Raw genomic sequence first — 13,085 nt, 5'->3', positions numbered from 1 at the left:
TATGTTAGAGATTCTGTTTCTGTTGTTACCTATTGCCGCCGGTTATGGTTGGTATATGGGTCGCCGTAGTATCAGGCATAAGCAGAATAGTAAGCGTAAACAGTTAAGCCGTGATTACTTTACCGGCCTAAACTTTCTTCTGTCGAACGAGTCAGATAAGGCTGTTGATCTCTTTATCTCCATGCTGGATGTGGATGATGACACTATTGATACCCACCTATCTCTTGGTTCCCTGTTTCGTAAAAGGGGGGAGGTTGATCGCTCCATCCGAATTCACCAAAACCTAATCGCCCGTCCGACGCTGACCAATGAACAGCGCGATATTGCTATGATGGAGCTAGGTAAAGATTATTTGGCCGCCGGTTTCTACGACAGAGCCGAAGAGATCTTTCTCAATTTGGTCCGCCAAGAGGATCACAGCGAAGAAGCTGAAGATCAACTTATTGCCATCTATCAGGTGACCAAAGATTGGCAAAAAGCAATCGATATCATCAAGAGTTTGAAGCGTAAACGCCAGCAATCTCTAAAACACCTACAAGCACACCTCTATTGTGAATTGGCTGATGAAGCCTCCGACAGCGAGTTAAAACTAAAGCACTTGATGCAGGCCATCAAACAGGACCCCAAGTGTGGGCGCGCTATGCTAAACGCTGCCAAGCTCTATCTGAATCAGCAAGATTATGGTCGCAGCAAAGAGATGCTAAACCGATTGAAAGAAGCCGATATCGAGATCTTCCCCGAAGCACTCGCCATCGCTAAAGAGGTCTATCAATCAACGGACGATCTCAGTGCCTACCGCGAGCTACTGCGTGAAGCGTTAGAGCAAGGGGCAGGTGCTAGCGTTGCGATCACCCTCGCACAGCAGATGATTACCCAAGGTGAGCTGCAAGATGCTGAAAAGCTGATACTTGATGGTCTCTATCGTCATCCGACCATGAAAAGTTTCCAACATCTGATGAAAATGCAGATCCAGCACGCCGAAGATGGTCAAGCAAAACAGAGCCTGAACATGTTAGCCGAGCTGGTTGAGCAACAGATAAAATTCCGTCCTAGTTACCGCTGTATCGAGTGTGGATTCCCGTCACATACTCTCTATTGGCATTGCCCCTCTTGCAAGAGCTGGGGCACCATTAAGCGGATCCGTGGACTCGACGGGGAGTAATGAAAGAATAATATGCAAAGCAACAGGAGAGCATAATGAGCAACAAACCTATTATAGTCGCGTTAGATTACGATAATAAATCCGAAGCTTTGCAGCTCATAGACCAGTTAGATCCCAATATGTGTCGTCTTAAGGTTGGCAAGGAGATGTTTACTCTCTTCGGCCCCGATCTTGTGAAAGAGATCCATAGTCGTGATTTTGACCTGTTCCTGGATCTTAAATTCCATGACATCCCCAACACAGTGGCTAAAGCGGTGACGGCGGCTGCAGAGCTGGGCGTTTGGATGACGAATGTCCATGCCAGCGGTGGATTGGCTATGATGCAAGCCGCGCAAAAGGCACTGGAACCTTATGGCGCTCAAGCACCGCTGCTGATCGCGGTCACCGTATTGACCTCGATGAGCGATGACGAGCTGGCGCTGCTTGGGATTAATGTTCCAGCCGCTGAACAGGTTAAACGCTTGGCTTCGTTGACAAAGCAAGCCGGCCTTCACGGTATTGTGTGCTCGGCGCAAGAAGCCAGTATGCTAAAGGCAGAGTTTGGTCCAGAGTTCAAGCTAGTGACGCCAGGTATACGCCCGGCTGGTAGCGACAAGGGCGATCAGCACCGAGTGATGACGCCAACCGAGGCGCTGGCAGCGGGTTCTGACTACCTGGTGATCGGCAGACCTATTACTAAAGCGGCTGATCCACTTGCGGCCCTGACGGCGATTCACGCGTCGCTGAAATAGCTTGACCTTAAGGTGACAGGCTCCTAACTTAGCCCCTTACAAGCGCACATCAGGATGGAGTGACTATGTTTGATTATCAAGGGAAAAATGTCTTTGTTGTCGGTGGAACCAGCGGCATCAATCTAGGCATTGCTAAAGCCTTCGCTAGCGCAGGGGCCAATGTGGCGGTCGCCAGTCGTCGTCAAGAAAAGGTGGACGCCGCAGTAAAATCTCTGCAAGCAATTAACCCCAAGGGTAAGATGCTCGGTGTGAGTTTTGATGTGCGAGATCTCGATGCATTAAAGGCTGGTTTTAAGCATATCGCCGAGCAATATGAAACACTGGATGTCTTGGTGAGCGGCGCAGCGGGAAACTTTCCCGCCGCTGCGGCAGATCTATCTGAAAATGGCTTTAAATCCGTTATGGACATCGATCTGCTTGGCAGCTTTCATGTATTGAAGCAGGCTTACCCCTTGATGTGTAGACCTGGCGGCGCAATAGTGCAGATCTCTGCGCCTCAGGCGTACATTGCCATGCCAATGCAGTCACATGTTAGCGCCGCTAAGGCGGGCGTTGATATGTTGACTAAGAGTCTGGCGCTGGAATGGGGCAGAGAGGGGATTCGGGTCAATTCATTAGTCCCTGGTCCCATTGCCGATACAGAAGGGTTTAACCGATTAGCGCCAAATGACGCCCTACAACAGGCCGTAGCCCATAGTGTCCCATTGCAACGTAATGGGCAATGCCAAGATGTTGCCAATGCCGCGCTGTTTATTGCATCGCCGCTGGCGAGTTACATCACAGGCACTATACTGCCGGTTGATGGCGGCTGGTCACTTGGCGGCGCCAGTATGGCCATGCGCGAATTGGGTAAGTTAGCCCAACGTAAAGAGTGAAATCGACAGTGCCAAATGTGCTGTCATATGAGTGAGAAGATTAATGGCAAATCCATTTCAAGAGCAATTATTAAAAGCTGGTCTCGTTAGTAAACAAAAAGTACGAGATGCCAAGACACAGAAACGCCGGGACAGAAAGGCTAAGGTCGATGATGGTTCCGAAGCATTAAAACAGGAGATCGCCGCGAAGAAGCAGGCGCAGATCGACAAAGATAAGGCGCTTAACGAGCAGCGTTTTGCCCAAGCGATGGAAAAGGGGCAGGTGAGAGGCCTTATCACTGAATTTAAGCGCTGTGCCATCGATTTGCCAAAAGATGGTGAACTTAAATTTAACTATACCTTGGGCACTAAGATCTATTCGGTATACGTCAACGAAAAGCTTCAGGGACAACTGTTAAATGGTCAGCTGGGTATCGTGCGCCACGAAGACGTTAGTTATTTGGTGCCCCATAAACTTGCCGAACGGGTTAATTTACTGGTGCCTGAGTGGTGTGGCTATCTCTGGCAACAAGATGATAATACCCAGCAGGTCGAGGAAGACGACCCTTACGCCGATTATGTCATCCCAGATGATCTGATGTGGTAACAGATGATGCCTTAAAAAGCCTCGCACAAAATGCGGGGCTTTTTATTGCCTGCGATAAGACAATTTTCATGTAAAAGGCTTTATTCTCGAAGATAAGTAAGATAGATTAAAACAACTGTTTAAATCCTTCGTTTGAGAGAGTCAAAATGAATCCATACCAGGCACCGTTAGCCGACATGAAATTCTTGTTAGAGCGCGTATTTGATGCGCCGCAAACTTGGGCCGAGTTACCGTCGGTTGCTGAGGTAGTCGATATGGATACGGCTCTGGCTATCCTAGATGAGGCAGACAAGATCGCACGAGATCTTATCCATCCTATTAATCGTCCTGGTGATGAGCAAGGTGTTCGCTTCGAAGATGCCAAAGTGATCACACCCGATGGCTATAAGGCGGTATATGACCAGTATGCCGAGGGGGGATGGGTAGGCCTATGCGGCGACCCTGAATTTGGCGGCATGGGCATGCCTAAGATGCTTGGGGTATTAGTTGATGAGATGGCCTACGGCGGCTGTAACGCCTTTACGCTTTACGGCTCGCTGACCGCTGGCGCCGCGCTGTGTATTAATGCCCATGGCAGCGAAGACTTAAAAGAAAAATATCTACCTAATCTCTATTCGGGGCAATGGGCCGGTGCGATGGACATGACTGAGCCTCAGGCTGGCTCTGATCTGCGTAATATCCGCACTAAGGCTGTGCCTCAAGAGGATGGCAGTTATCTGATTTCAGGCAGTAAAATCTTCATTACCGGTGGTGACCACGACCTTACCGAGAATGTCATTCACCTAGTGCTGGCTAAACTGCCGGATAGTAACGGCATCTCACTCTTTTTGGTGCCTAAGATTAAAGTGGATGACGATGGTAATTTAGGCGAAGCCAATGGCGTTAGCGTAGGTTCAATCGAACACAAAATGGGCCTCAAAGGCTCTGCCACTTGTGTGATGAATTACGATGAAGCGCAGGGATATCTCATCGGTAAGGCAAATCGTGGTTTAGTTTGTATGTTTACCATGATGAACTATGAGCGTTTAGCGATCGGCATACAAGGGCTGGGTACCTCACAGGCTGCATATCAGATGGCCAGTGAATATGCCAAAGAGCGTTTGCAGGGACAAGCTGCAGGCGGCTCTGATGCGATTAGCGACCCTATATTAGTACACGGCGACGTACGTCGTATGCTGTTAAATATCCGTTGCTACACAGAAGCTGGCCGAGCCTTATCCGTCTATACGGGACAGCAGTTGGATATTGCTAAGTTTGGGGAAGGTGAGTCGCAACAAAAGGCGGCGCGCTATGTTGGCCTGTTAACCCCAGTGGCTAAGGCGTTCCTTAGCGATCGTGGTTTAGATGCAGCAGTGATGGCGCAGCAGGTCTTTGGTGGTCACGGCTATATTCGCGAAACTGGCATAGAGCAGCTGGTGCGTGATACCCGTATCGCCCAGATCTATGAAGGGACCAATGGTATTCAGGCCATCGACTTTTTGGGCAGAAAAACGACCGGAGACGATCTGCGTACCCTGAAAGAATTCATACAGGAAGCCAATAACGCCTTATCAGATCTGACTCATGTATCAGCCGATGATAAAGCGTTGGTATCAAGCCGTTTCGACGCTTTGTTAGCCACGGCGCATTTCATTAATGAGCACAAGTTGACAAGTCCAGCATTGATCAACGCCAGCGCTGTTGATTTCCTCGATGCCTTTGGTCACCTGATCTATGGTTATTTCTGGTTGTTAATGGCCGATAAAGCTGCGGATCACCATGATGTACAATTTGCCCAAACTAAACAGCAACTTGCGAACTTCTATCTTGCGAAACTACTGCCAAAGGTTGATTATCACCTTGCTCAGGTGAACGCTGGAGACACCAGTATCATGGCGATGGAAGCTGAGCAGTTTTAAAGGCTAACCCGCTTTAGCTAATAAAAACGCCTGAAGTGACGCATCATCTCGGGCGTTTTCTATTTTGAGCCATCAACCGCAACGCTTGCTTCGATGTTAGTCGCTTTACTGCCTACTTGCTGCTTGGTATCAAAAAGACTCTGTAAAAATAGCGCGCTGAAGGGGGCTAGACTCTCTTTTTTGCTTTTGCTGCTCTGGCCGTTTTCCAGTACAACAAATAGGAGTTGCTGTTTATCATAGGTATTGAGGAAACCCGCTAAGTTGTCGACGCCTTGCATCGAACCTGTTTTAGCGGCGACTCTCGTTTTTAGAGGCGCCTGCCGATAACCTCGTTTGTAGGTCAAGGTGCCACTTACGCCAGCGACGGGAAGGAGGTCTATCAGTTCGTCAAATCGCTCATCTTTAGCGACCACAGTCAATACCTGCGCCAGTTGCTGGGCTGAAAGCAGGTTATATCTGGATAAACCCGAACCATCGATGATCTGTGCGTGGCTCAGGTCTATGCCTAAAGCCCCCAAAATAGCCTTAACGGCTTTCGCGCCGACAACAAAATTACCTGCCTGACGATAGTAGCTCGCGCCAATGGCTTTAAACAGGCTGTCGGCAATGAGATTGTCCGAGTCTTGTAGCATTACCTCTAAAAGTGCTGGCAAAGGTTTAGAATCATGGCTGGCTAATGTCGACAGCCCGGCGGGCAGGTGACTGGCCACAGCCAACTCACCTTTGAGTTTGATGTTCGCTGTCTTTAATAGCTGAGCCATTGTCTGCTTAGCAAAGAGGGCAGGGTCATCAACTGCAATGGCAAGATTAAGCGCCTTATCGCCGGGGTAGCAGCCACTCAGGTGGAAATGGTTATCAGGTAAGCGTGCCAGTCGAAGTTCGCAAAACGCCTCTTGCTGGGTTTTATCAAATTTAGCCGTGGTCGATACCTTGATGGGCTGGTAACGAGGAAACTTGAGTATGCTATCGTTACTCGCCAGTTTTGGTTTAAGTTGACCTAGCACGCAATTTTGATTAATGACGAAGCTAGAGACGGGCGCTGCGTAACAGATCCCCAGGTCGTCCCAGACCCATCCTGGTGCACGTGTCTGTTCATCCGATTCACCGACAAGTAATAGATTGCCTTCAATTTGGCGTATTCCTTTATCGGCAAGCGCCTTGAGCAAGTCTCTCAGGTTTTCTGTGGTTAAAGTGGGATCGCCGCTAAAGAGAAGATAGAGATCGCCTTTGAGAGTGCCCTGATTTACTTTTGCCTTGGATTGAAAACGCGTCGTAAAACGAAATTCATCACCTAATTGGGCTTTGGCCGCAAGTGCGGTAAGCAACTTCTGAGTGCTGGCGGGTAAGAGTAGCGTGTCTGCGTTATGTTGATAGATAAGTGTATCGCTAGCAAGATCTTTGGCTATTACGGCAACTTGGGAATGAGGTGGCGCAATCACTGACATGAGATTATCGTAATAGCCATCGCCTTCACTTGGGGCAGCACTGAGCGAGGGCATAAAGAGTAGTGCGCCTAAAACAGCACCAGGTATCCCGATTTTCTTAAACATCGATGTCGTTAACGTCCTTATATAGTTGTCGAGGCTAAGTTGTCGCAGCTAGTCATCTTGCTGAGGCTCATCTTTTTCCATGAGTCGATAGAGACGCAAGGTGACATAGAGCACCAGAATGATAAACAGTGGCAGGACGAAAAACCCAAGCTGCGCTTTAAAGTGAAATATCCCCCACGCGGCTAGTAGCGTCACGGCCAAGGTTAATAAAATCTTTTTATTCATGTTGAGACCTTATATTTTCTGAGCCTAGCATTATATCGTGTTTTGCGATGCGTCGACGTGACTTAAATAAGAATTAAGCTTTAGGCGCCTAACAACCACCCATTTATCATCATTCTGTTTAATTTTAACGCGCTTTTGGGCTTAGACATTAGTCTGAAACAGAAAAGCCTTGCTCCAAACCACTTAAATCGGTAATTTCTACCCCTTAAGATTTGGGACGGGGCCAGTATGCCACACATTCGTATGCGCGGTTTACCGCAAGAAGCGGTATGCACTATGAGTAATACTTTACTCGATACACTCGCCGAAACATGTCAGCTAAAGCCTGAGAGCTTTACCTTAGATTGGGTACCAAGCATTAGTTATCGAGGCGGCGCACAAGACAATCATTTTGTGCAGGTCGAAGTGCTTTGGTTCGCCAAAGATCCCAATACACGTCATACAGTAGAGCAGAACATTCGTCAGGCCATATTCGCTGTTCATTCGCCTGTTAAACATATCTCAATCATGTTTCAGGCATTAACGCCTGACTGCTACTACCGTGATGGTCACCATTTTTAAAGGAGGATACCTTGCTGGATAAGCTAGGTGGCATAGCGTTACCGACCGATGCAATTCGTTGGTTGCTGACGCCTTCGGCGCTAAAAGCCGAATTACTCTCACAGATCGCTAAGGCTAAGAAAGCCATCACTATTGCCGCACTTTATCTAGAAGATGATGAGGCAGGCAGAGAGGTGTTAGGCGCGCTTATGGCCGCAAAAGCAGCGCGCCCTGAACTCGATATCACGGTATTGGTGGATTTTCACCGAGCGCGACGCGGGCTGATCGGCCATAAAGGCGATAGCGGTAATTACCTCATGTATCAAGAGGTGGTGAACAGTGCTGAGCATCCCATTAGTATTTTGGGGGTACCGGTAAAGTCGAGAGAGTTTATGGGGGTTCTCCATCTCAAAGGATTTATCATTGACGATACCGTGATCTATAGCGGCGCGAGTTTGAATAACATCTACCTGCATCAGGGGGATCGTTATCGTTTCGATCGTTACCACGTGATTGAGTCGGCTGAGTTAGCCAGTTCAATGCGAGAGATGGTCTTTGAGTATATCGTTAAAGATAAGGCGGTCACTTCGCTTACTCAGGACAGAGCAAACGAACAGTTGCCAGAGAAAAATGATGTCCGCAGTCTAAAGCAGCGATTGGCAAAAGCTAAGTATCGCTATCATTCGACCAAGACCGGTAATCGGATCACACCTGTTGTTGGCCTTGGGCGTAAGAAAAATAAGCTGAACAAATTGGTTATCGATCTGGTATCTCTATCTCAACGTTCGCTATTTATCTGCACACCTTACTTTAACCCGCCGTATATTCTTTCCAGGGCCTTAGCCAAACATCTACGTAAAGGAAAGCGGATAGATATTGTGGTTGGCGATAAAACCGCAAATGATTTTTATATTCCACCGGAAGAGAAATTTTCAACCATAGGGGCGTTGCCCTATATGTATGAACAGTCGCTGCGCAAGTTTGCCAAGCGCCAGCAGTGGGCCATAGATGAGGGCCTGCTGAACATTCACCTGTGGAAACATGGGCGAAATAGCTATCACCTGAAGGGGATTAGCGCAGATGAACAGTGCCACCTGATCACCGGCTCGAACTTGAATCCGCGAGCCTGGGCGTTAGATCTTGAAAACGGCTTGTTGCTTCAAGATGAAACCAACGCTTGGACAGAGCAGTTTAAGCAAGAGCAGGCACACATACTCGAGCATACAGAGCGTTTATACCATTACAGTCAGATAGATACCTTACACAGCTATCCTAAGCCGGTTCGCAAAATCATGAACCGTATTAGGCGCCTTAGAGCCGACTTTCTTTTACGTCGCATTCTGTAATGGTGTGACTCGGGTAAAAAAGGCGAACAATAAGGTTCGCCTTTTCGCTTTCTGTCTGACTCCCCGGCGGTCTACAATTACCTATCGTGGATTAACTTAGTTGTTAGTGATTTTATAAATTTTCCAGGTGAACACATGGCGTTCTTGCCCCACGCAGTACATCAGCGTTATCAATATCGAAAAGCGATTTCCACTCGGCCCTATAATGCACGAGGTAAAAATCTCGACCGATGTGAAGCTTGTTTACTCGCAAAAACCTACTGCACCTGCGATGAAAGGCAAATGCTCGACTCAAACTTAAGCTTTTTGCTGATCATGTATGATGATGAGGTATTAAAGCCGAGCAACTCAGGCAGGTTGATCGCCGATATGATCCCAGATACCCACGCCTTTATTTGGAATCGGACTCTAACCAACAATAAAATGTTAAAGCTGCTGGAAACCGATGAATATCAGCCTTATCTGGTGTTTCCAAGTGAATATGCCATGCCCGGACAAAGCGTGGTAAGTGATACTCATCTGCCACAACACTTACAGCAACATCAAAAACGGCCTCTGTTCGTGCTGCTGGACGGAAGTTGGCGTGAGGCGATTAAGATGTTCAATAAGAGCACTTACCTGCATCATCTGCCGATATTATCCTTCGCACCCGATGCAGCCGCTCGCTATGGGCTGCGTAAGGGCAGTCGAGATTTTCAACTAGGCACAGCGGAAGTCGCCAGCTTAGTCTTAAGCGCCGCAGGAGAGGAGCGTAATGCCAATAGTCTATCGGCTTGGTTTTCGCTCTTTATCGAGTCCTCTCTCTACAGCCGCAGCCGCAAGAGTACCCAAGACTTAACGCCGCTCGACACTCTAAAACAAGCTTTTCGAGACTCTTTAGCGACAATGAAATAGTCGGCGAAGGTTTTGCGCAGGCAGCAATAGTTTCTTATAGTTAACAGATAGCCTCTTTAGATGAGGGGCGTTACCTCTCTCAGACTAAGGAGTTGCTATGTTTCGACTTTTACTCGTATGCAGCTTATTAGCGCTACTGCTCACCCCCTCAAATTTTGATCTTCGTTATGGCCATCTCATCGAGTTAGAGCCCGCAGAACTCAGCTATAACCGGTATCAGGCAATCTACTTTTGTAAACAAAATCGATGGGCATTTTGTCAAAGCTGGGGCGATTTAGCGGTGACCAGGCTCGCCTGATAACTCTTTGCTAGGCGCCATCTGCAGATAGTCATATGTATAAAATCATATACAACAAGCGCTTAACATGGCTTAATAGAGATACTGCTTAAAAACTGTCGTTATAAAGGTTGCCCTTGTCTTCTTTATCACAAGCCCAGGATTATCTTGCTAAAGGCGAATATCTGGCCGCGAGCAGACTCTTTAATGAGGCGCTCAAACAACCGCTTACCGAGCACGAGAAGGGCTTGACCTACCTTGGACTCGGTGAGCTGGCCTTGCTCCAAGGCGATGCTAGAGACGCCGAGCAGCTGATCAATAAAGCCTGTGGCTACTTGTCAGGCGAAACCATACCACTTGAACTATTGGCTAGAGCCTACAATCTGCTTGGCGACCACGAAGATGCGCTAATGGTGCTCAATTATGCTAATCAGATAGCGCCAGACTCTGCCGAACTTAGGTATCAACTTGGTGTGCAACAGGTGCTGATGGGGGAGCCCATGCAGGCCAAGAGTCATTTTCTATTAGCCTTAAACGACCTGCTTACAGATGCGGCTAAACGGGGCTCGAACGATACGGCTACCCAATCCCCTGTGGTCATGATGGAGACTGAAGTAGTTGCTCTCGGCGTAGATTGCCTGCTGGCATTGGCACGCCTTGGTCACCTGGTCACAGATAGACGCGATGAACTAATATGCCTACTGACTTACCTAAAACGGGCGCATACTCTAACCGACGCTTGTTCATTGTCTATGAAAGTGAAGCTTGCCTACGCCGAAGCGCAGTTGCAAAGCATATATAACCAGCAAGATGCGACACCTTACTTTGAGTCAGCCAATAAACTTCAGCACAGCCTCACGCCTCGTAGCACAGAAGAGCAGATTCTTGTCAGCCAATCGGTGAGGAGGTTTATCTCGCCAGACAGCTTAGTGCTGCAAGCAAATGCTAATCAATTTAGTCCAATATTTGTCATCGCTTTGCCATTAGGTGGCTTTCAAATACTCAGAAAAACATTGTTATCCATGGGTAATTGTCATGTTTATCAAGAGGCGTCATGCGCAACACAAACAGTGTTAGACGAGGCCTATAGATTGACGGCTAAACATTATCCGCGCTGCGTCCTAGATCTTAATCAAGTCCAATTGAATGAGCTTGCCGAGCGCTATCTGGTAAAGCTCTCACAGATGCAAAGTAGTGAAGGTAGGTTAGCCCTAGATAATATGGGCGATGGAGAGTCGGTAGGACCTTTTATTAAACTTAGCGCACCCGACGTGCAAGTCTTACCGCTATTGATAAAGTTGTTTCCTCACGCCAGGGTAATACACCTTAATCGAGAGTTAGCTCCTCATACCCAAGAGGTGATGCAGCACTATTTCGCAAACAGTCCAGCTTATCTGTGTGACGCTAAAGAGTTTGCCGCCTTTCGGGACGAATACCTAGAGCTTGTCGGTTGTTGGAAGGCGCTGATGCCCGACAGTTTTTTAACACTGAACGTCGAGGATCTCGCTTTGTCGCCTAAGGAAAGTCAGGATCTGCTTTTCGAGTTTTGTAACAAGATCAAAGAGGGATGAGGGCAGGAATATTACGCCCTCATCAAAAGTTATCCTTTATCTATGACGCCTTCTTTCATTGGGAAAATGCTTTTGGTCCCTTAGGCGCAGGCCGGATAGAGGTAGGCATTTAACTGTCACGCTTTTGCTGTGCAAAAACCTCTTTCCAGAACTTTGCACCGAGCTCACTGATCACTCGCGACTCGCCGTTAAGTAGCATTGCCATACCTAAATCAAGTTCAGGTGAATATGCCACTTCAGCAACATATCCCGCCACCCAGCCAGCATGATAAATCAGCTTATGACCGTTAAATTGATAAATTCGCCAACCTTTACCGTAATGGGCATCGTCAAGGTAAGGAGTCCAGTCACGCCGGCGTAGCTCTTTGCTGGTTCGCACACCCGGTGTGGTGACATCTTCAAGTACGCGCGGTGAGATCACCTCTGGTTTGTGGCCCATGTTGGCGACCAACCATTTTGCAATATCCTTGATACTGGCATTCACGCCAGCGGCAGGAGCCAGTTGGTAGTAATTGGGTTTGACCTTAACCTGTTTAAAACCATATCGCGTTTTGATATGAGGCTCGGCGCGATTAGGCGTCTGAGTAAAAGCGTCATATCCAATTGATGCCGTATCCATGGCTAGCGGTGTAAACAGTCTATTTTTAAGCAAGGACTCGTAACTTTTGCCGCTTTCGCGTTCAATTGCTTGTTCAATAAACGAAAAGGCTACGTTTTGATAGCTATAACAGATACCAGGGGCGCAGATGGGGGAGAGTTCGCTAAATTTGGGGATGATCTTATCTAGCGCCACATTTGCGTTGACCAAGTTGTCGTAGCTATTTGGCATCAGCCCCGTACTTTGGCCTATGATGTGGCCCAGGGTGATCGCCTTACTCTGAGCCGGCTCAGCTAGAGAAAATTCAGGTAGATACTGATTAATCGGTTGCTGCCAACTGAGTTGATGTTCATGCACCAACTGACTGGCCAATGTGCCCGCAAAGGTTTTTGATACAGACGCAAGTCGAAATACGGTATCGGCATCAATTTTCTTATTTCTGCCTTGCTGACGTTTACCATAGGTGCCAAGTTTGACAATGTTGGTACCTTGAACAATCACAAAGGCGCCACCAGGCACCTTTTCTTGCTTTAGGCTCTGTTTGAACTGTTTCGCGAAACGCTCACTCAAGGTGTTGGCAGAGAGTGATTGGGCCAAAGATGTTTGAATAAAAAAGAGAGAACTGGCAAATACTAGACTTGTTAAGAGCGGCTTAGGAGACATGAAAATTTAAATATCCGTTATTATAATTGCGGTTTTGCTCAAGCTTTGAAAATGAAGGCTCGCTGCCATCATAGTAACTGCGTCTCTCTACAGATGTAAGGTTTCGCTTGTAGTTTTGATGCTCATAATGACTAAATTTAGAGTAACCTTTTAATAATCATAGGCATAC

At 47.7% G+C, this 13,085-nt stretch carries 12 protein-coding genes; 9 read left to right on the top strand and 3 right to left on the bottom strand.

Features of this window, described 5'->3' with window-relative positions; translation table 11 throughout:
• Position 1: 1 nt before the first annotated feature.
• The 5 genes from lapB to CFF01_RS09530 all read left to right on the top strand — a co-directional run bounded on the left by lapB (position 2) and on the right by CFF01_RS09530 (position 5,252).
• Positions 2 to 1,162, top strand: a complete 1,161-nt coding sequence (lapB, locus tag CFF01_RS09550; protein WP_088904641.1) for a lipopolysaccharide assembly protein LapB — start codon at positions 2 to 4, stop codon at positions 1,160 to 1,162.
• 35 nt (positions 1,163 to 1,197) lie between these two features.
• Positions 1,198 to 1,893, top strand: coding sequence for an orotidine-5'-phosphate decarboxylase (pyrF, locus tag CFF01_RS09545; protein ID WP_033540515.1), 696 nt, complete (start codon positions 1,198 to 1,200; stop codon positions 1,891 to 1,893).
• A gap of 65 nt (positions 1,894 to 1,958) precedes the next feature.
• Entirely contained in the window at positions 1,959 to 2,768 is an 810-nt protein-coding gene (locus tag CFF01_RS09540; RefSeq protein WP_088904640.1) for an SDR family oxidoreductase, read from the top strand.
• Between the two features lie 43 nt (positions 2,769 to 2,811).
• On the top strand, positions 2,812 to 3,354 hold the full coding sequence (locus tag CFF01_RS09535; RefSeq protein ID WP_088904639.1) for a DUF2058 domain-containing protein: 543 nt from the start codon (positions 2,812 to 2,814) through the stop codon (positions 3,352 to 3,354).
• Between the two features lie 146 nt (positions 3,355 to 3,500).
• Positions 3,501 to 5,252: an acyl-CoA dehydrogenase gene (locus CFF01_RS09530; protein WP_088904638.1), complete on the top strand. Its 1,752-nt coding sequence runs from the start codon at positions 3,501 to 3,503 to the stop codon at positions 5,250 to 5,252.
• A gap of 59 nt (positions 5,253 to 5,311) precedes the next feature.
• Here CFF01_RS09530 and dacB read toward each other — a convergent pair whose 3' ends face one another.
• Positions 5,312 to 6,802 (bottom strand): D-alanyl-D-alanine carboxypeptidase/D-alanyl-D-alanine endopeptidase, encoded by a 1,491-nt coding sequence (dacB, locus tag CFF01_RS09525; RefSeq protein WP_088904637.1) that lies wholly within the window; start codon positions 6,800 to 6,802, stop codon positions 5,312 to 5,314.
• Positions 6,803 to 6,850: 48 nt separating this feature from the next.
• On the bottom strand, positions 6,851 to 7,027 hold the full coding sequence (locus tag CFF01_RS09520) for a hypothetical protein (RefSeq protein WP_088904636.1): 177 nt from the start codon (positions 7,025 to 7,027) through the stop codon (positions 6,851 to 6,853).
• Between the two features lie 228 nt (positions 7,028 to 7,255).
• Here CFF01_RS09520 and CFF01_RS09515 point away from each other — a divergent pair, with 228 nt between their 5' ends.
• From CFF01_RS09515 to CFF01_RS09495, 4 genes are all read left to right on the top strand, one after another.
• Complete coding sequence (locus CFF01_RS09515) at positions 7,256 to 7,588, top strand: DUF1904 domain-containing protein (protein WP_033540510.1); 333 nt, start codon at positions 7,256 to 7,258, stop codon at positions 7,586 to 7,588.
• Between the two features lie 11 nt (positions 7,589 to 7,599).
• Entirely contained in the window at positions 7,600 to 8,913 is a 1,314-nt protein-coding gene (pssA, locus tag CFF01_RS09510; protein WP_088904635.1) for a CDP-diacylglycerol--serine O-phosphatidyltransferase, read from the top strand.
• 135 nt (positions 8,914 to 9,048) lie between these two features.
• Positions 9,049 to 9,807, top strand: a complete 759-nt coding sequence (locus tag CFF01_RS09505; protein ID WP_088904634.1) for a tRNA-uridine aminocarboxypropyltransferase — start codon at positions 9,049 to 9,051, stop codon at positions 9,805 to 9,807.
• A gap of 414 nt (positions 9,808 to 10,221) precedes the next feature.
• Positions 10,222 to 11,655: a tetratricopeptide repeat protein gene (locus tag CFF01_RS09495; protein WP_088904632.1), complete on the top strand. Its 1,434-nt coding sequence runs from the start codon at positions 10,222 to 10,224 to the stop codon at positions 11,653 to 11,655.
• Between the two features lie 109 nt (positions 11,656 to 11,764).
• On the opposite strand, the gene CFF01_RS09490 is transcribed toward CFF01_RS09495, so the two are convergent.
• Positions 11,765 to 12,850, bottom strand: coding sequence for a serine hydrolase domain-containing protein (locus tag CFF01_RS09490; RefSeq protein ID WP_408640492.1), 1,086 nt, complete (start codon positions 12,848 to 12,850; stop codon positions 11,765 to 11,767).
• Positions 12,851 to 13,085 lie beyond the last annotated feature (235 nt).

The sequence above is a fragment of the Shewanella marisflavi genome, from assembly GCF_002215585.1.
In the GTDB taxonomy this organism is placed as follows: Bacteria; Pseudomonadota; Gammaproteobacteria; order Enterobacterales; family Shewanellaceae; genus Shewanella; species Shewanella marisflavi.
Note: the sequence above shows the minus strand (reverse complement) of the source record. Positions and strands in the feature narration are given on the sequence as shown.

Bases quoted from the DNA above. Each gene is read 5' to 3' on its own strand.
- lapB (WP_088904641.1), top strand. From the start codon at position 2: ATGTTAGAGATTCTGTTTCTGTTGTTACCTATTGCCGCCGGTTATGGT.
- pyrF (WP_033540515.1), top strand. From the start codon at position 1,198: ATGAGCAACAAACCTATTATAGTCGCGTTAGATTACGATAATAAATCC.
- CFF01_RS09540 (WP_088904640.1), top strand. From the start codon at position 1,959: ATGTTTGATTATCAAGGGAAAAATGTCTTTGTTGTCGGTGGAACCAGC.
- CFF01_RS09535 (WP_088904639.1), top strand. From the start codon at position 2,812: ATGGCAAATCCATTTCAAGAGCAATTATTAAAAGCTGGTCTCGTTAGT.
- CFF01_RS09530 (WP_088904638.1), top strand. From the start codon at position 3,501: ATGAATCCATACCAGGCACCGTTAGCCGACATGAAATTCTTGTTAGAG.
- dacB (WP_088904637.1), bottom strand. From the start codon at position 6,802: ATGTTTAAGAAAATCGGGATACCTGGTGCTGTTTTAGGCGCACTACTC.
- CFF01_RS09520 (WP_088904636.1), bottom strand. From the start codon at position 7,027: ATGAATAAAAAGATTTTATTAACCTTGGCCGTGACGCTACTAGCCGCG.
- CFF01_RS09515 (WP_033540510.1), top strand. From the start codon at position 7,256: ATGCCACACATTCGTATGCGCGGTTTACCGCAAGAAGCGGTATGCACT.
- CFF01_RS09505 (WP_088904634.1), top strand. From the start codon at position 9,049: ATGGCGTTCTTGCCCCACGCAGTACATCAGCGTTATCAATATCGAAAA.